Annotated in this window: 11 protein-coding genes and 2 pseudogenes; 9 read left to right on the top strand and 4 right to left on the bottom strand. The window is 44.0% G+C overall.

The annotated features are described in order from the left end of the window. Positions 1-8 precede the first annotated feature (8 nt). A pseudogene (mtbB, locus tag QZZ22_RS13390) lies at positions 9-1,022 on the top strand ([dimethylamine--corrinoid protein] Co-methyltransferase). Between the two features lie 177 nt (positions 1,023-1,199). Further along, on the top strand, positions 1,200-2,672 hold the full coding sequence (locus tag QZZ22_RS13385; RefSeq protein WP_292465795.1) for an APC family permease: 1,473 nt from the start codon (positions 1,200-1,202) through the stop codon (positions 2,670-2,672). Positions 2,673-2,745: 73 nt separating this feature from the next. Here the strand turns inward: QZZ22_RS13385 and QZZ22_RS13380 are convergent, their stop codons facing one another. From QZZ22_RS13380 to QZZ22_RS13370, 3 genes are all read right to left on the bottom strand, one after another. Then, entirely contained in the window at positions 2,746-3,543 is a 798-nt protein-coding gene (locus tag QZZ22_RS13380; RefSeq protein ID WP_292465793.1) for a winged helix-turn-helix domain-containing protein, read from the bottom strand. A gap of 63 nt (positions 3,544-3,606) precedes the next feature. Further along, entirely contained in the window at positions 3,607-4,038 is a 432-nt protein-coding gene (locus QZZ22_RS13375; RefSeq protein WP_292465791.1) for a response regulator, read from the bottom strand. 33 nt (positions 4,039-4,071) lie between these two features. After that, positions 4,072-6,114, bottom strand: a complete 2,043-nt coding sequence (locus QZZ22_RS13370; protein WP_292465789.1) for a histidine kinase dimerization/phosphoacceptor domain -containing protein — start codon at positions 6,112-6,114, stop codon at positions 4,072-4,074. Between the two features lie 611 nt (positions 6,115-6,725). Between QZZ22_RS13370 and QZZ22_RS13365 the strand changes: the two genes are divergently transcribed. Continuing rightward, complete coding sequence (locus QZZ22_RS13365) at positions 6,726-8,645, top strand: hydantoinase/oxoprolinase family protein (RefSeq protein WP_292465787.1); 1,920 nt, start codon at positions 6,726-6,728, stop codon at positions 8,643-8,645. Positions 8,646-9,134: 489 nt separating this feature from the next. After that, entirely contained in the window at positions 9,135-11,696 is a 2,562-nt protein-coding gene (locus QZZ22_RS13360) for a PAS domain-containing protein (RefSeq protein WP_292465785.1), read from the top strand. A gap of 21 nt (positions 11,697-11,717) precedes the next feature. On the opposite strand, the gene QZZ22_RS13355 is transcribed toward QZZ22_RS13360, so the two are convergent. Continuing rightward, the gene (locus QZZ22_RS13355; protein WP_292465782.1) at positions 11,718-13,646 is read right to left on the bottom strand and encodes a hydantoinase/oxoprolinase family protein; all 1,929 of its coding nucleotides are present in this window, start codon (positions 13,644-13,646) and stop codon (positions 11,718-11,720) included. Between the two features lie 653 nt (positions 13,647-14,299). Here QZZ22_RS13355 and mttB point away from each other — a divergent pair. From mttB to QZZ22_RS13330, 5 genes and pseudogenes are all read left to right on the top strand, one after another. Further along, positions 14,300-15,790, top strand: a pseudogene (gene mttB, locus QZZ22_RS13350) ([trimethylamine--corrinoid protein] Co-methyltransferase). A 12-nt stretch (positions 15,791-15,802) separates the two neighbouring features. Beyond that, complete coding sequence (locus QZZ22_RS13345; protein WP_292465780.1) at positions 15,803-16,450, top strand: methyltransferase cognate corrinoid protein; 648 nt, start codon at positions 15,803-15,805, stop codon at positions 16,448-16,450. Positions 16,451-16,828: 378 nt separating this feature from the next. Beyond that, positions 16,829-17,875, top strand: coding sequence for a DMT family transporter (locus tag QZZ22_RS13340; RefSeq protein WP_292465778.1), 1,047 nt, complete (start codon positions 16,829-16,831; stop codon positions 17,873-17,875). Further along, the gene (locus QZZ22_RS13335) at positions 17,876-18,172 is read left to right on the top strand and encodes a hypothetical protein (RefSeq protein WP_292465776.1); all 297 of its coding nucleotides are present in this window, start codon (positions 17,876-17,878) and stop codon (positions 18,170-18,172) included. Positions 18,173-18,185: 13 nt separating this feature from the next. Next, a complete protein-coding gene (locus QZZ22_RS13330) occupies positions 18,186-18,335 on the top strand; it encodes a hypothetical protein (RefSeq protein ID WP_292465774.1) in 150 nt (49 codons plus the stop codon). Positions 18,336-18,686: the final 351 nt, after the last annotated feature.

The raw sequence follows: 18,686 nt of genomic DNA, 5'->3' as shown, positions 1-18,686 counted from the left end.
CACAGGAAATGCAGACAATGGAAGTCTGCCAGCAGAACATGATAATTCCTCTGCTTTACGGTGCCATGCCAAACATGGGTCTTTACTACACCCCTGATGGTCCTTTCGAGAACCCGGGAGACCTGATGAAAGCTTTCAAGATACAGGAAGCACGGGAATCCATGGAGCACGCAGCAAAGCACCTGACCAGGGATATGGTCTGGATCATGCAGCGGATGATGGCTTCCGGTTCAGACGGCGTGAATTTTGATACTACAGGTGCTGCAGGTGACGGTGATATGTATGCAACCCTGCATGCTGTGGAAAATCTGAGGAAACAGTACCCAGAAATGTATATCGAACTTGGTATGGCTGGTGAGCTTGTACTTGGTCTGCACGGTGAGATGACTTATGACGGCACAGTGCTTGCAGGACTCTGGCCACACCAGCAGGCTCCTCTTGTCGCAAAGGCAGGTGCCAACATATTCGGTCCGGTTGTCAACACCAATACCAGCAAGAGCTTTGCATGGAACCTTGGAAGGGCTGTTACCTTCATCAAGGCAGCTGTCAAGGCTTCTCCAATTCCCTGTCACGTTAACATGGGAATGGGTGTGGGCGGTATCCCTATGCTGGAAACTCCGACAATAGACGCTGTATCAAGAGCAAGCAAGGCGATGGTCGAGATTGCTAACGTAGATGGTATATAGATGGGGGTCGGCGACCCGATGGGTATGCCGATCACTCACATAATGACCTCCGGTATGAGCGGTATCAGAGCTGCAGGAGACCTTGTTGCAAGGATGGAAATGTCAAAGAGCATGCGCGTCGGTGACGCAAAGAACTATGTTGCAAAGAAACTCGGTGTTTCCACACTTGACCTCAGCGATGAATACGTTATGAGGGAACTTAGGGAAGAACTGGGTATCGGTGTCATAACATCTGTTGCAGGGGCTCCAAAGGGAATTGCAGCAAAGATGAATATCGAGAAACTGTTGGATATCAAGATTAACTGCTGTGAGAAATTCAGGCAAAAAATCAGATGATATGGCCTGAGTAGCTGTTACATGAAACTGAAATGTCAAAGTTTTGGTAACGGCAAGTTTCCTGCAAATACTGCGAAACAATACAAAATAACCTCCAATTATCAGTATTTGCACCAATCATCAGTATTTGCAGGAATTCCTCTCAAATCTCCAAATCAACACAGGAGCTGATAATAAATGGATTCAAAAGAATCAGGAATTGACTGGGGTGGAGCACCGCAATGTGCCAAAGTGGTATGTGAGCCCAGTAAACTGGAAAGGACAATAGACTGGAAACAGGGCCTTGCAATCGCTATAGGTGTGCCCCTGCTTATCTTACCATCTATAGGTTATTTTGCAAGTTATTTGTGGTCGTTCGCTATTATAGTATGGGGTCTTTCGGTATTCCAGGGTTTTATGCAGAACCTTGCCTATGGTGAGCTGGCTACGACATTCCCAAATGCATCCGGACTTCCCGGATTTGCCCAGAACGTATTCAAAGGTAAAGGGAAGGATAAGTATGACAAAGGAAAGCTTATAGGAGGTTTCAGTGCATGGAGCTACTGGTTTGCGTGGAATCCGGTACTGGCCATATTCGCAATACTTGTAGGCAGTTACCTGCATGGCCTTATTCCGGCGCTGGCAGACTATTCTGAATACAGCCTTTCCCTGGCTGCCGGTATCGTTATATTCGGAGCACTTATCCTTATCAATTCCAGAGGACTCTCAAGCGGGGCTACCATGGGTTATGTGCTGGCCTTCCTGTCACTTGCACCTCTGGCCATAATCACACTTTCACCATTCATAAGCGGCGATTTTGTGCTGTCCAATATCACAGGCTCATGGCTTCCCCCAGACTGGGCATGGGATTTCCACCATATTCTGATACTGCTAGGTATCTTTGCAATGGCGCAATGGAGTGCATGTGCATGGGAAACAGCGGCCATTTACGGTCCTGAGTATAAGAAACCCGGTTCCGATGTCCCAAAGGCATTGTTCAGCTGCGGTATAGTATGTTTCTTCACATACGTCCTTGTGCAGACATCAGTAACAGGAACGCTGGGAATCAGCGGATTGCTTGACCAGCCCATTTCTCCAATGTTGCCCCTTGCCCAGGCTGCCATGGGACCGATAGGTGCATACATATCAATAATCATGCTTATTGCAGCGATGGTCCTGATCATTCAGACTGCCTACCTTGGTTCTGCAAGGGCAATGCACTCTCTGGCAACAGAAGGTAATCTTCCGAAGGTGTTTGGTAAGATCAACAAGAATGGGACGCCTGTATTCGCCATGATAGTAATAGGTATCTTTAACTTGGCTCTAATATCCCTTGGTACCCCAACGGCAATTCTTGCAGCATCTGCAATAGGATACGTCTGCGCTAACGGGATAAGCCTTTTTGCATATGTTAAGGCAAAGAATGATCCAAGACTGGCTGCTCTGGACAGGCCCTTCAAGGCACCTACCGGCTGGAAGAATGTAGCCCTCTTGTTTGGTCTTTTCAACCTGCCTTTGTGCCTTATCGGTGTTGTTTACCTGAACAGCCTTGAGATTGGCTGGACATCCACCTGGGTAGGCTTCATCGTGCTGGCCCTCTACGTACCTCTGTGGTATTATTCCCAGCATGAGAATGATGTCCGCAAAGATCCGCAGTCGCAAACTGTCTAAGGCCGGACTTTGATCAGTGAGCATTAAGAAAGATTATGCTCACTGTATTTTTTACGTTGATAAAAAAGATCATTCATTTTTTGATTACAGGAAACTGTACACTTTTAGAGATGCCTTTAAAATGGTCGAACAACTCCCTGCTCCACTGTAGAGCACCGCTGTCAAAACTCATTATCATCTTGTGGTCGTACTGTCCGTGATTGTCAAATAAGCAAAGGAACAGGAAACGGTCCGTAGTTACAAGCGTTGCCAGTCCGGCAGCTTCTTTCAGAACGGAAAGTTCAGCATCAGGGAAACTTGTGAATTTTTGTACATCCTCCATATAATCCTTTTTCATTCTCTCACATACGGAATCTGTCAGGACAAGAGATACTTTGATCCCTTCGCTGGCAAGCTTTGAATAAAGTCTGGGATATTCCGGGTGGAAGTATGCATTGAAAGCCATGACATATCTGGATTTACCAATGTTTTCCGTGAATTCTTTAGGGAATTCGAAAAGATAGTTGCGGTCAGGCTCAATAATAAGATAGTTCCCAAGCTCTCCAAACCTCTTCAGAAGTGGTGCGGATATGCCGCTCAGGTCACGATTAAGCCAGTAGGTACTATTCTCCTCAAAGACATCTACGGCTTTAAGAAAAGGCAGAACGTTCTCCACAAGCACTTTTCCCATATCTGTCAGCACATAATGGTCATTTTTCTGGATAACAAGTCCGTGTTCCTTGAGTTTTTTTATCTGGGGGATGAGCGCCGTAGAAGTTACGTTCAGGCTACGTTTAATCTCGTCACGGCTCTTTTCACCTTCTATCAGAAGCAAAAGAACATTCTTTCTTTTTTCGGAATTAAGTATTATATCTACTAAAGAATCTTTCATTTCACCACCATATGATCCTGTTTTTACATTATCCGGATATAAGCACACAAAATATACGTCTGTTCATGCATTGTTGTCACAGTTTCCATTCGAATTGTCTTTCTTGCGTGCGTTCTTTTCCATCCTGTGCTTGTAAAGTGCTATTTCGATATTTGTCCGCAGATCATTAGCTTTGAACGGCTTTACGATGTATCCGTAAGGCTGGGTGAGTTTTGCTCTTTCCAGTACTTCATCATCTGAATACGCTGTAAGATAGATTACAGGAATATCGAACTTCTTGCGGATCTCCTCAATAGCTTGTACTCCATCCATGTCTCCTTTCAGCATTACATCCATCAGGATGAGGTCCGGGAAAGTTATCTCGGTCATCTTGATAGCCTCTTCTGCTGTTGAAACTATCGCAGGGACAGTATATCCAAAGCTTTTAAGCTTCTTTTTTATGTTAAGAGCAATGATGCTCTCATCTTCTACAACCAGTATTTTTATGTCTTCCACAATTTCACCTTTAAGAGCTACCAGTTTATTTGATCAGTTCAATGTTATTCTAAAGCGTGTGCCTTTATCTCTTTCAAGTTCAATAATGCCCCCTATCTGCGATATGAGGGTCGTGACAAGTTGTAATCCAAGTGAGTCAGTTTCCCTGAAATTAATGTTTTCAGGGAATCCGATGCCGTTGTCTCCTACTACCAATGTCAGCTTCTCCTTATCAAGACTGAGATTAACATGGATCTCACCTTTTTGCCGGGGTGAAAAAGCATGTTTAAATGAATTTGAAATAAGTTCGTTCACGATCATTCCCAGAGGAATGGCAGTGTCCATGTCCAGAAATACAGTTTCAACGTCAGTCTTGATATGAAGACTTTCCTTTTCTATTATATATGAATATGACAATTCATTTACAAGCTTTATGAGGTAATCAGAAAAATCTATACTTTCCATATCCTGTGATCTGTACAGTTCTTCATGGACCAACGCCATGGAGATGACGCGGTTCTGGCTTTCTTTAAAGGCTTCAATGACACTTTCATCAGTGAACTTATCTGCCTCAAGGTCAAGCAGACTTGAAATGACCTGAAGGTTGTTCTTTATCCTATGATGTATCTCCTTTTTACGTATCTCTTCAAGTTTTTCACGTTCCTGTATCATCTCCGAGAGGGTCTTCCTTGTCTTCTCGATACCTTCTGTCAGTATCCTGAAATTCCCTTCCCCATACACTCTTACCTGGCGGGAGAAATCATTATTCTGTACTGCTGAAAGCACTTCGCTGGAGTCCTCGATAATCGTATCAAGTGATTCGGCAAGGTCATCGAGAGTATTTGCAAGTTGCTTGAACTCTCCTTTGACATTCAGATTGGAGCGTTCACTCAATTCTCCTTTAGCCAGGGCATTGGTCAACCTGATGGTATCACGCACAGGCGCTATTACAGAGTCAAGGATCTCATTCAGTCCCATGGGTATCTCCCTGAAATCCTTCTGGACATCAGTTTTAGCTCTTGAGTCCAGTTTTCCTCTCACAGCATCCTCTGATATATTCTTAAAATCACGAACAATGTTCTTTATTGGCTCGGTAAAAGATAGTGCTATAAGGTATGATACTCCGGCCATGAATATCAGGGATATAAGGGATATTTCCAGCAGTTTGTTACTAAGAGTTGTCACACCTGCAAATATCTCATCCTCAGGAACGACAAGTATGAATGAGAAATTACCTGTCCTTATAGGCTCATAGAACATAATGACCGTTTCTCCGGTATTTGGGTCAATTGTTTTCACGTGACCACTTTTTCCTTCCCGGATGTCATCTGCTGCACTTGATATCTCAGGTATGTCAAAATCGTAGAGTGTTTTTTCTCCTATCCAGTCCTTGTTAAAAGGATGTGATACGAGTATGCCAGTATTGCCGGTCATGAAAGCATAACCGCTGTCAAACGCTTTTACATCACTGATAGTATCATCCAGATAGTTGAGGGATACGTCCACACCGCCAATGCCCACGAATTCATCGTTCTTGATGATAGGAGATACGTAACTAACAATGAATACTCCCTCGTAATAGTAAGGCTCAGTTAATACGTCACTTTCTGTTTTCTTTGGTAGCTGATAATAATCCAGGGTCTCATAATCCAGAAGGGGATCAAGGCGGATAGGTCCGTTGATCTTGTTCCAGTAGGGGATGAACCTGCCTGTAGCATCATGTCCGGGAGAGTTCACAAATAGATGGTCCTGCCCGTCAAATGCATCCGGTTCATAAGCTATATAAGTGCCAAGAAGATGGGGATGATGCACCAGTAGGTTGTAAAGCATATTATTTGTTTCCTCCCTGCTGATTGAATCATAGCTACCTACACTGACAGCTATTGTTTCTGCAATTGCCTTGTTCTTTTCCATATCTCCGTTGAAGTTGTTGGCGTAGTTCCGGGCCATCTCTGTCGCCTGTTTGTATGCGAGATCTTCTTCCTGGGAGGTAACAGTGGATATGGTCATCACAGTGCTGGCTACAAGTACAAGTAAGGTGCCAACAACAATATACAGGATGAGTTTGACTTTTAAGGATAAGTTTTTCCATTCCATTCTAGTGGCCCGTGTAATCATTAAGATACTCATTTGCTAAGGCACGATGAAGTTATACTTCTCTAATAGATTATTGTCTTTAAAATACACGTGTGGTAAAATTGTAACCGTCTTGTAATATTACAACGTCGTTATAATAATAAGTTACTCGTTTCAGCCATGTTGGCATTTCTTCTTTCCAAAAAGGAAATTCCCTTGTATATTTAGTTATCGCTCTCAAAAAGAGATTATCTCCTATTTATAGTTATTGGTAGTAGTCTATTGTAAACTTTGATATAAGTTCAAAAAATAAACGCTATCTGTAATGCTGATATATTTATTAATCTGTCGCATTTATCTAATGATGTATATTTAAGGGGTAGAAAAATATATATACTTGCTATGCATTGTTTAAAATGGGATATTAGTAGCTTTTACAATGGCTTGGTCTATATCCATCTAGGCTATGCATATCTCTGCAGAGGTCCGCTCCACACTCCTTTGTAAACCACAAAGGAGTTGGGTCCCTGCATATTATCATTCATGAATAACTATCTTTTGATCTTTCGTGAGGCGTGCTACAATAGTGAATACAAGCATGTCTAAATTGTTGTAGGTAAGGGTGACAAAAGATGCACTATAGTCTTGGAATCGATGCCGGTGGAACTTATACAGATGCAGTGATCATTAGAAACTCTGACAGGGAAGTTATTGACACCAATAAGGCTCTGACAACTTATCCTGATCTGTTGAAAGGGATCGAGAATGCTATTGATGGCCTAGATGAACAATATCTCCGGGATGTAAGGCTTGTTTCTGTTTCCACCACTCTTGCTACCAATACGATACTTGAGAAAACAGGTTATCCTGTGGCACTAATCCTTATCGGCAAGCACACACTACCGGGCAGTACGCCCATTCAGGAGCTTGCAGTGATAAAAGGTGGTCATAACCTTAATGGTACCGAGGACGAGCGGCTTGATACTGAAGCTATCAAAGAGTATGTGTTAAAAGTCAGGGACAGGGTATCAGCATTTGCAGTTTCCTCCTATTTCAGCATAAGGAATCCTGATCATGAACTGAGGGCCAAGGAGCTTATCAATGAAATAGCCGGCTTGCCTGTGGTGTGCGGTCATGAGCTTTCCCAGGATCTGGGAGCTTATGATAGAGGAGTGACAGCATATCTTAATGCACAATTGCTGCCAGTTGCACGCCATTTCATAGATGCCATCATTTCTGATATCAGAAAAAGAGGAATCGATGCCAGACTGATGATGCTCAAGTGTGATGGTTCTGTCATCGGTATCGAGGAGGCACTGGAAAAACCCATCGAGTCCGTTTTTTCAGGGCCTGCTGCAAGCCTTATGGGTGCATCTTTCCTGTCCAGGAGTGACACGTGCGCTGTAATTGACGTAGGTGGGACCAGCACTGACGTGTCAATGACACATGGTGGTTTCCCGCAACTTGTTGATACTGGTGCAGTGGTCGGCGGATGGCATACAAAGGTAAAAGCTATACGTATGGAGACCTCTGCAATGGGTGGGGATAGTCATGTGTGGATCAGGAACAGGACTGTCAACATCGGACCACGGCGGGTAGTACCTCTGTGTCTTGCTGCCGTGAAATACCCTGGTTTTAAGGAATTATTGAACTCCGGGCGTACCCCTTCCAGATTTCAGCTGGCAGAGAATATCCAGCCTACGAAGTTCTTTGTCAGGACCGGAAAGGAAGGCAACGGCCTGGGAGAGTATGAAAGAGAGATACTTGCGATAATAGGCGAAGAGCCTGTTTCTATCAACGATATCTTCTGGAAGCTGGGAAAGCTGATCTCTCCTGATCATATAGATTCCCTCATACAGAAAAGGCTCATCCAGGCCATTGGCTTCACTCCCACCGATGCACTCCATGTGCTGGGTGAATATACGGAGTGGGACACTGAAGCTTCCATAACGGGAGCTAAGATCCTTGCGAGGCTGACACCCATGGATGAATATGAGCTTTGTCGGAATGTCAAGAGAGAAGTAGCTATAAACATGGCCTTAAGCCTCATGGGATACATGTTCGAAGGTGTCGAAAGGCAGGCTATCGAGAAGATTCTCCGGGGTGATTATTATTCACAGTTCAAAGTCAATGTGCCGGTGATTCTGCTCGGAGGGCCTGTGCGGGCTTATGTAGAAGAGCTTGCCCAACTCATTGATGCACAGATAATAGTTCCTGATCATGCCGAGGTTGGTAATGCAGTGGGAGCACTTGTTGGCAAGGGAATAAAAAGGATTGAGATACTGGTCAAATCATTCTACGAGAAGTCCCAGAGGTCTATCCTTGTATTCTCTCCGGAAGGAAGAAAACAGTTTGCGACTCATCAGGAGGCTGTTGAATATGCTACAAAGCTCGGGAACCGGCTCATACTTGATTATATGGTGGATTCAGGTCTAGAGTATGATGACATTGATATAAGCGTTAAGAGTGAGGACCTTGCAATGGAAGATGGCGGAGGATCGCCAATTGAGACAAGGCTGGTCTTCCTTGGAGTCGGGGTTCCTAAAGCCTGAAAGAATATATCTGATTTAATTTCTTCACCTTTTTTAAAGGGTGTATCGGAAAATATAAGTAATAGTGATTCCTTTTTTTATTTAGATTGCATCAGCAAGGAAATCAGATCATGTTGATCAAATGGACTCTAAATCCGTTTAGCCGGGTTAAATTCCCGGGGTTTCCGCCATTTTAGACAAGCAAGTCATTATGTCGTAGACATAATGATAACACTCTCCTTTTTCATGCATCTGTGTTATTTTGAAATGAAGTTATATTTTGTAGCAATATATTCTTCCCTATATGACTTTCCATGTTTATCCCGTTGGATATAATCTTTAATCAGTTTTTCCTCTATAGTTTCCTCAATATTATTTGCGATTGCGCAAAGTATATATATTACATGTTCAGTGCGTCAATAGCAATAATCTTAAAGACTATAAAGGTTTAACCTGAGAATTACTAACGACCTCTGTGCTGTCAAGAGAGAACAGGTTTGCGGGAAAATGATGTCAAACACTTCAGATATTGAAAAGAAACTGGAAGCTGTCTATAATAGTAGCCCTGTTATTTCGTTTTTATGGAAAGCAGAGGGTGAATGGCCTGTAGAATCCGTTTCAGGGAATGTTTCCCAGTTAGGCTATACTCCTGAAGATTTCCTTTCAGGCAGAGTGCTCTACGGGAATATTGTGCATCCGGATGATGTTGACAGGGTTCATCTGGAAGTCAATAAGCACTCTAAAAAGAAGAATACCTCGTTCTTTGCTCTTAATTACAGGATACTGGCCAAAAATGGTGGTGTACGCTGGGTAACAGAGAGATCTTTTATAAATCGAGATAATGAAGGGAATATTACCCATTTCCAGGGAATAATCATTGATAATACAGAGCTTGAAAAGACAGAGAAGGCTCTGGTCGAGACCGGAAAAAAATATCAGACAATATTTGAGAAATCCCCGGTAGGAATACTCTATTTTGACGAAAACGGTGTCATAACGCACTGCAATGATAGTTGTGCCAGAGTCCTGAAAGCACCTGTGAGCAAGATAATAGGCTTCAATGTCCTTTCTAAATTATCGGATGACCGTCTTAAAGAGGCTGTTGAAATGGTCTTTTTGGGAAACCAGGGCTATTATGAGGGTAGCCATCTTTCCGTAATAAGCGGTAAACAGGTATTCTCAAAGGCCAGTTTCACGCCTATAATGTCAGATGACGGATCTCTCATGGGAGGCATTGGGATTATCGAAGATATGGAAGAGCGCAGGTATGCAGAGGATTTGATCCGCCTCAATGAGACCCGTCTTGAAGCGCTTCTTCAACTTTACCAGATGCAGGATGCGCCTATGCCCGATATCGCAGAGTTCACTATACAGAAAGCAGTCGAGCTCACAGGCAGCAAGGTCGGTTACCTGGAATTTCTTAATGAAGATGAGAATGTCCTGGAGACTTATCGCTGGCCGTATGATAACAGAAATATAGCTTCTGTGAGTGAGGAGCCATTCATTCATCCCCTGCGCTCCAATGGCTTCTGGGGTGAAGCAATTCGCGCACGTAAACCTGTGATTGTGAACAGGAGCTATGCATCAGACCTTGAAGAGGAGATATACTCCGGGTCTGGCGAAGTCCTTTCCCGCCATGTTACTATACCGATATTTGAAAGCGAGCAGATAGTCGCTCTGGTGAGTGTTGCCAACAAGGATTCGGATTACAATGAATCGGATGTCCGACAGCTAACGCTTCTAATGGAAGGCATGTGGAAGCTGATACAGTATAAGCATACTAACGACATACTCATAGAAGCACTCAGGATGCGCAGGGTGCTCGAATCGGTTATGAGCTCCAGTCCTGCGGTTGTTTTCCTCTGGCGGCCTGAGAAGGACTGGCCTGTGGAGTTCGTATCGGATAATATCTCCCAGTTTGGTTACAAAGTGGAGGATTTCACATCAGGGAAGGTCCTTTACGGTGACATTATCCATCCTTCTGATCTTGAGAGGGTCCGCCAGGAAGTGGACAGAGCTTTCAAGGCAGGTTTTTCGGATTTTAGCCAGGAATACCGCGTACTGACAAAATCAGGTCAGGTAAGATGGGTGGACGAGAGGACACTGATACATTATAACAAAAACGCTGTAGTTGATTATCTGCAGGGTATTGTCGTTGATGTTACCGAGCGCAAGCAGGCAAATAATTTTATGCGTCTTGAATGTGACCTTGATAATGTTCTTGGTGCTACGGATAGCTTGCATGAGGCATTTGAAAGAGTGTTGGATTTCACCCTGGAAACAAAGGCAATAGATAGTGGTATAGTATACCTGGTAGATGAAAGGACTGGTGAGTTCAATCTTGCTGCTGCACGCGGCCTCTCGGAGCGCTTTGTGGAAAGCCTTTCCCACTTTTCCTCAAATACGATACTTGCACGTCTCTTCATGACAGGCTATCCTGTCTACAAGTACTTCTCGGAGATCAATGCCATGATACCTGGAGAGGATCTTGGTTATGAAGGTCTTCAGGCAATGGGTTTCATACCTGTGAAATTCAATGATGAGCTGGTTGCTGCCATGGCACTTGGATCCCATAAGAATCTGGAGATCCCTGCTAATTCCAGGAATCTTATAGAGACGATCTCCAATCAGGTAGGTGTCATTATCTCTAACATGAGGAAGGATTCCGGTGTCCAGAAAAGCAAGAACCATCTTCGTTCGCTGTTGGATGCACTTGATGAACTGGTATTTGTAATGGACCTTGAAGGCAAGGTGTTACACACTAACAAGACCTTGCATAAGCAACTGAATTATGAGGACAGGGATCTTTATATGAAAGACTTCCTGCTGCTATATCCGCAGGGATGGGAAGATGATGTGCTATCCAACCTGGATGAGATCATGGAAGATAAATCCTCCTTCTGTGAGGTTCCGCTTGTTAGTAAGGAGGGGACGCTTGTTCCTGCTAAGACCAAGTTCACTATAGGTGATTGGGGTGGTCAGGACGTTTTGATTGGTACGGCCTCCATAATAAAGGATCCTGGTAGGGAAAGCCATAATGTCCAGAGCGGAAAACCAATAGGCATCAGGTAACCTGATGCCTTCTCCTTCTTCTTAGTTGGCGTTCAGGGTTCCGATACCCATGACCACGAGTTTTGTTTCCATGGGCGTTTTCCAGCCATTAGGTATGATCTCATCTTTTTTGATGTCTATCCGGATATGGCTTGAATCCAGTCCTGCATCTTTCATATATTCGATTATCATGATTTCTCCCAGGTTGACAGCATAATCGAGTGCTTCCTGGTAATTATAGAAACTATTTCTCCCTTTTTCCGAGAATACCAGGAATTCCCACTCCGGAGCAGCCATTGAAGCCGGCCTGATAAGTATCTCTGCTCTTCTTATCCCCTTTGCTGCCAGCGCACCTGTGGCATTGCCAACGTCGTAATTAGAAGGCAGTATTATCTCAGCATCAAGAATATCCCTCAGATCTTGAGCAAAAGCAGCAACCGGCCCTCCTATCAGTACTATGGGAACCTCTACTTTGAACTTTGCCGGTGAGTGTATGTCGAATATTTTCCTTATCTCTTGCTTTGGAATCCCTTCCAGGAAAAAAGATACTATATTTGCTGCCATATTTTTTGTGAACTCTCTTTTTATATGGCATGCAAACTCGTGGCGCTCCATACCAGCCAGTGATCCAAGAAGGTCTGCACCGGTCATCGAGGCTTCTATATTCCATTCCGTATATTCACCCAGCACATGGAGTGCGTCGGTGGGAGTGAAGCCAATGGCCTGGATGAGCCTTTTTTTCATGAGACTGTCAAGTGACCCGCTTGAAGGATATCTTTTTATCCTGTCAAATATCTCTGCTGTGGACGTAGGCTCCTTTTTGATAGCTCCAAGAGTTTCTTCCTCTTCCTTACTTATCTCAATGGCTTCGTAACCTGTGCGCAGATAGAACTTTGTTGGCTGGTAGTTTATGCCCAGACGGATCTTTGAAGGCATAGGGCTTGTCCTGAGCTGCTCCAGAAAACCAGGATATAGTTTGGCAGCACGGCATAATGGTATAGCTCTTCTTGGTTCAAAATGTATGTTCTCTCCTTTGACCCAAATATGGCTGTCACCCCCCATTGCAGAAGTTTCCATTTTTATTGCCTTGACCCTGGTCTTCCATCCCCCGACAACAGCTCCGGAATCACTCATTTCTGGAACGCCATCATAAATCACAGAAATATCTGTGCTGGTGCCACCCACGTCGATGACCGCACAAGTATCTCTGTTTGCTAAGAAAGAAGCGCCTACAAGGCTCCCTGCAGGCCCTGAAAAGATTGATTCGATGGGCTTTTTGAGAGCACTCTGAATTCCGATGACCGAACCATCACATTTAAGCATGAAGACCTTTGCATCCATCCCTCTGGATCTGATCTCATCTTCCATGGTGTGCATGAATCTTTCTGTCACCGGTATCAACTGGGCATTCAGGAAGGCGGTTACAGCTCTTTCAAAAGCGCCAAGATCCTGGGAAAGCTCATAACCGCATATCACAGGAAGTCCTGTAAGCTGTACGATCATTTCTTTGACCGCAAGTTCATGTTCATGGTTTCTCACACTGAAAAAAGACGACACAGCAAATGCTGATACTTTATCTTTTACTGCCAGTGCAAAGTCTTTGACGGAATCAATATTGACTGATTCAGTTTCTATTCCGTTAAAGTCATGTCCGCCAGCTACCTGTATATAGTATTTTGTAGGCAGTTCTCCTATGATATCATAGTTTCCTATGAGTACCAGGGCTACCGGGAACCCTGTTCCTTCAAGTATGCTGTTTGTAGAAAGCGTAGTGGAAACAGAAACTGTCCTAACGCTTTTAAGGTGTGTTTTTTCCAGGCCATCAATTGCTTTCTTGATACCTTCCAGCGGGTCGGGGTAGCTTGTCAGAGCTTTACTTGTTCCAATGATGGCTTCATCCGAATCTCTTAGCAGGACTGCATCTGTATATGTTCCACCTGCATCGATACCAAGGCTGTATTTACTATTCATGATCCCTCTTTATCTATGGTGCTTCTTTTTTAAACAGAAAAACACATGCGCGAAATAATATATATAAGTTTCGCAATCCTTTTAACACTGTTAACGTTACTTTTACTTTTGCTCTTTTATTCGCATTCAGGACAGCATTTAATTCATATTTTTTAGTGAATTCCGTAGTATTAAATGAGGTAGTTACATTTTACCTGTCTGGCTGCTCACAAACCTGATCGTTCTATAAGAACTAAACAAAGCAGAAATAAAAACTAAGTATGTTTCAACCGGTACTGTTTTCTAGTTAATTTTGTTTGGTGGGCAATATGCTTATATATAGTTGAATGTTTCCATCAAAAGCGAAACATATTTATACAATTTGACTCCATTAATATCATTATGTGCTATGTAAGTTTAATTTTCTATAATATTAGCATGCTGTTGACGTGTTGAGAAGTATCTCTTTTTTGAAGACCGTCTCTTTTAAATACTACTTCTCAATATGGCATTGGCACAAAATATATATACTCATTATTGCCACAAACATTAAATAGTAAAAAAGAATACCTCCTTTTTAGGAGAACAATGCTGGAAAGCATGCTGAATCCTCTCCCCGAACATTATAATAATATTCGGGCAGACTAATATTTGTATAAATTGGAGGTTAAGAAATGGTAAGACAACTTTTCCCAGGTAGAAGGCCATTGGAAGGCGTAAGTCTGGAGCTTTTCTCTGAGGATGATCTCAGGGCTCTTCACTACGCAACAATGGACGTTTTCATAAACACTGGTATCCAGGTTTCAGATCCTGAAGCCAGGGCTGTCTTTAAAGAAGGTGGCTGTCTGGTCGATGAAAAGACAATGGTAGTAAAGATCCCTGAATTCGTAGTTAACAGGGCTTTACTCGACTGTCCTTCAAAGTTCGTCCTCTGGGGACGTGACAAGAAGAACAATGTCAAACAGGAACACAAAGGGAAGGTACACTGGACCTGCTTCGGTACCGGTGTCAAGATGTGCAATTTTGAGGCCCCCGGCAAGTTCAAGACTGTGGACTCAACAGAAAAAGACGTTGCAGACACAGCAAAGATATGTGACTGGGCAGAGAACATCAATTATTATTCACTCGCCGTTTCCGCAAGGGACTGGGCAGGTAAGGGTGCACAGGATGTCCACGAGACACTGACACCATTGATGAACACAACAAAGCACTTCCACCACATCGACCCTGTAGGGGAGAATGTGGGATACTATCAGGAAATCGCTACCGCATACTTCGGTGGAGATGATGAGGAAGCACGCAAGAAGCCTATATTCTCAACATTGCTCTGTCCTACAAGCCCTCTTGAGCTCGGTGACAATGCATGTCAGGTTATCATAAAGGGTGCAAGGTTCGGAACACCTGTAAACGTACTCAGTATGGCAATGGCTGGCGGTTCATCACCAGTTCACCTTGCAGGTACACTTGTTACACACAACGCAGAGGTACTTTCCGGTATTGTACTGGCACAGCTGGTCAAGCCAGGTGCACCAGTATGGTATGGTAGCTCCACTACAACATTCGATCTTAAGAAAGGCACAGCACCAGTAGGTTCACCTGAACTTGGACTTATCAGTGCAGCTGTTGCAAAGCTCGGTCAGTACTACGGCCTGCCAACATTCGTTGCTGGTTCGTAGGCTGATGCCAAGATACCTGATGGCCAGGCTGGCCATGAGAAGACAATGACCACACTTCTCCCCGCTTTTGCAGGTGCTAACACCCTGTACGGTGCAGGTATGCTTGAACTCGGTATGACATTCTCACTCGAACAGCTCGTCTTTGACAATGATATGATATCAATGGCAAAGAAAGCAATGGAAGGAATTCCTGTAGATGAAGAGACCCTGTCAGTTGAAGCGATAGACCAGGTCGGTATCGGAAAGAACTTCCTTGCACACAAGACCACAAGGAAAAACATTGACCTGCCATCCAGCCCTAAACTCATTGACAGACTGATGTACGGTGACTGGGAAATGGCCGGCGCAAAGGACATTGCAACTGTTGCTCATGAAAAAGTCGTTGACATCATGAAGAATCACGTCGTTGCACCAATAGATGCTGACCTTCTCAAGGACATGCAGGCAATCGTGGACAAGGCTGACAAAGCATTCAGGCAGGGCGCATAAGGAGGTTACATTATGGCAACAAAAGAACAGATTATCGCAAAAGCAAAAGCAGCAATTTTAGATTTCGATGATGAAGCTGCTGCAGAGGCAGCTGAGGAGTCCCTGACTGCCGGGATCAGTCCTGCAGATCTTATTCAGGAAGGTTTCACTGCAGCAATGAACGAGATTGGTGAACAGTTCGAGGCAGGCACACTCTACCTCCCTCACGTCATTGCAGCATCCGAAGCAATGAATGCCGGAGTGGCGGTACTTACTCCTGCTCTTGAAGCACTGGGAGGAGAAACCAAGAGCAAAGGTAAGATCGTAATCGGTACGATCGAGGGTGATATCCATTCCATTGGAAAGGATATCGTCGCAACTATGCTCAAGATCGAAGGCTACCAGATATTTGACCTTGGCAGGGATGTCCCGATAAAGACCTATGTTGAGAAGGCAAAGCAGGTCGGAGCTCAGGTAGTTGCTTCATCTGCACTCATGACAACAACCATGGTCAACCAGATACAGATAGAAGAGCAGCTTAAGGAAGCAGGTATCCGCAGCTCTTTGAAAACAATGGTTGGTGGCGCACCTGTTACCCAGGACTGGGCAACGAAAATCGGTGCTGATCTCTACGGAGAAAATGCAACAGACGTCGTGAACAAACTCAACGCAATATTCTGATCACAACAGATCAGGTAGCGAGGATGTGGCCTTTGGCTACATCTTCTGCTATTATTGTTGAGTATGGCGACTAATCTGCCTTTTTATAAAGGTGCTTTGGGTCTTTCCCTTTAATCTTTATCTGCACCTCAAAAAAGATGATTAAAAAAGATGATCCATATTAGAGATAGGTCTCTATCATGCTTGAGTTTGCAGAATATCCGGCTAATTTCATCATTATGGCAGTAAAGCCGCATCCAATCACTGATGAGTGGTATTGCAGTAATATCATTGTTGGTTCATCTTTTGTATCCTCTTTGGCGGGTACGTTCCCGTATTTTATGAAGTCTGCTGTTTACAGTTAGAAAAAATGGTAAGTGAATAGTTGGAGGTAGTAGTATGGATTTGCAATTATTAAAAAAGCAAGAACACCAGCGAAGGGTTAGAAAGGGCTTTATGTGGGCACTTTTCTGTGCAATCCTCTGGGGTCTTTGGTACATACCAGGCACTGTCGTCTGGGTGCTTAATCCTTTTGATGAGATGTATGCTGAGATAGCCGCAACTAATGGCGATGGTATGTCTCTGATCATAACTGCGGTGTTAATAACGGCATTTAATGCACTGACCGTTATTTTGGCTCTTATGGTGTGGAACGGCGTTTTGGGTAAGTTCGGAGAGATGAAGAGAACACTCAAAGAATTTAATCCATGTTCTAAATGGTTCTTCCTGGCTTCGATTTTCGGTGGCCCTATGGCTATATTGGGTTCTTTTATAGCAATGGGGTTTGTCGGAGGCGCTTTTGCAGCCGTTGCAGCACTTATGTATCCCGTTGTAGGTTCTATCCTAGCTTCCAAGTGGTATGGTGAAAAAATCTCAAAGCGTGCTTTTGCTGGTATCGTTTTCATCATCTTTGGTGGTATCACGATCTTTGGTGGCGGTCTGTTAACTGAGATTGGTGCAGGCAACGTTGTATGGATAGGTTATATCGGCGGTCTCATGGCAGCCGTTGGCTGGGGCATTGAAGGTGCAATCGCAGGTAAGGGACTTGATATCGCAGAACCGGATGTAGGTCTTACCCTTAGGTTCCTTGGTGAGAACATAATATGGTGGGTAATCGCAGTGCCAATTCTTGCTATCCTCGGCTTCCCGATGTTCAAGTATGCTCTGATGGTATTTGAGCCACTTACCATGCTAGTGCTGGTATTTGCAGGAATAACCTTTGGTTTCTGTTATGTGACCTGGTACAAGTCATTCCCGCTAATTGGCGTGGGCAGAGGTCAGGGTATCGGTAACCTCTACGGTCTTTTCGCCGTGGTGTTCATTGCCCTCTTCTTCGGGGATATCCCTGACTGGACGATCCTTGTCGGAGGCGCTCTGTGTCTTATAGGAAGCTCAATCATGTTCTCTGAGGACACAAGTCAACTGGAATCATTGAGAGGTGAGTAAATGGCAGGCAATCGTCCAATTAAATTCAGGATACTTGAGCTCTGCAATAAGAGTGGAGGAGCATGGAACTATGAAGTTGTCAGACAGATACAGAAAGAGTATAATCTCAAGGGAGATTACCAGCGGGACTCTATAAACTTTGATCTGATAGAACTGGCTTCATGTTCACTGCTCAGGGATGTAGAAGTCATGGTCGATGAAGAGGGGATCTACAAAAAAGGCTTCCTTCTGCACAAGTATGTGATCACTGATTTCGGAAAAGCCCGGGCTGAAAATGCCTGCCTGATGTATGTATGAAGGAGGAGTTGAAATGGTACAAACAGAAGCGGCAATGGAAGCTTACAATGCCTACTGGCTGAATTCACCTCTGCCAGCTGCAGATGTGTTGTGGATGGTAGTCATCCTGGTCATTGCCATAGTTGCACTATGGCAGGCAAGAACCTTTGTTTCCCAGTTCTGATGGGATACAATTAGAAACTGAGTAGATAGGTATAGTCGCATTTGCCGGGCGGTGAATATGCCGCTTGGCGAATGTCTATCGTTTACAATTTATTGCTCCATTTATGCGGATCAAACATTTAAGCAAGTATGTGGGATAAATATTTATAGTAGATATGGCGCCTCTTCGTAAGAAATGCTTATATAGCATGGATGGACGGCACATATAAATATTGCTATTGGCTTGTATTAAATGCTAATCCATTGTTCAAATGGAGTATTAAAATACAAAATTACAAAACACACGAGGTGTATGAGATGAGTAAAGAAGAAACTTTCAAACTGCTTTCCGACGCGGTCGTTTCCTGCAAGA

Source organism: Methanolobus sp. (assembly GCF_016278365.1).
Lineage (GTDB): Archaea > Halobacteriota > Methanosarcinia > Methanosarcinales > Methanosarcinaceae > Methanolobus.
Note: the sequence above shows the minus strand (reverse complement) of the source record. Positions and strands in the feature narration are given on the sequence as shown.

Coding starts and splice junctions, on each gene's coding strand:
- QZZ22_RS13385 (WP_292465795.1), top strand. CDS start 1,200: ATGGATTCAAAAGAATCAGGAATTGACTGGGGTGGAGCACCGCAATGT.
- QZZ22_RS13380 (WP_292465793.1), bottom strand. CDS start 3,543: ATGAAAGATTCTTTAGTAGATATAATACTTAATTCCGAAAAAAGAAAG.
- QZZ22_RS13370 (WP_292465789.1), bottom strand. CDS start 6,114: ATGGAATGGAAAAACTTATCCTTAAAAGTCAAACTCATCCTGTATATT.
- QZZ22_RS13365 (WP_292465787.1), top strand. CDS start 6,726: ATGCACTATAGTCTTGGAATCGATGCCGGTGGAACTTATACAGATGCA.
- QZZ22_RS13360 (WP_292465785.1), top strand. CDS start 9,135: ATGTCAAACACTTCAGATATTGAAAAGAAACTGGAAGCTGTCTATAAT.
- QZZ22_RS13355 (WP_292465782.1), bottom strand. CDS start 13,646: ATGAATAGTAAATACAGCCTTGGTATCGATGCAGGTGGAACATATACA.
- QZZ22_RS13345 (WP_292465780.1), top strand. CDS start 15,803: ATGGCAACAAAAGAACAGATTATCGCAAAAGCAAAAGCAGCAATTTTA.
- QZZ22_RS13340 (WP_292465778.1), top strand. CDS start 16,829: ATGGATTTGCAATTATTAAAAAAGCAAGAACACCAGCGAAGGGTTAGA.
- QZZ22_RS13335 (WP_292465776.1), top strand. CDS start 17,876: ATGGCAGGCAATCGTCCAATTAAATTCAGGATACTTGAGCTCTGCAAT.
- QZZ22_RS13330 (WP_292465774.1), top strand. CDS start 18,186: ATGGTACAAACAGAAGCGGCAATGGAAGCTTACAATGCCTACTGGCTG.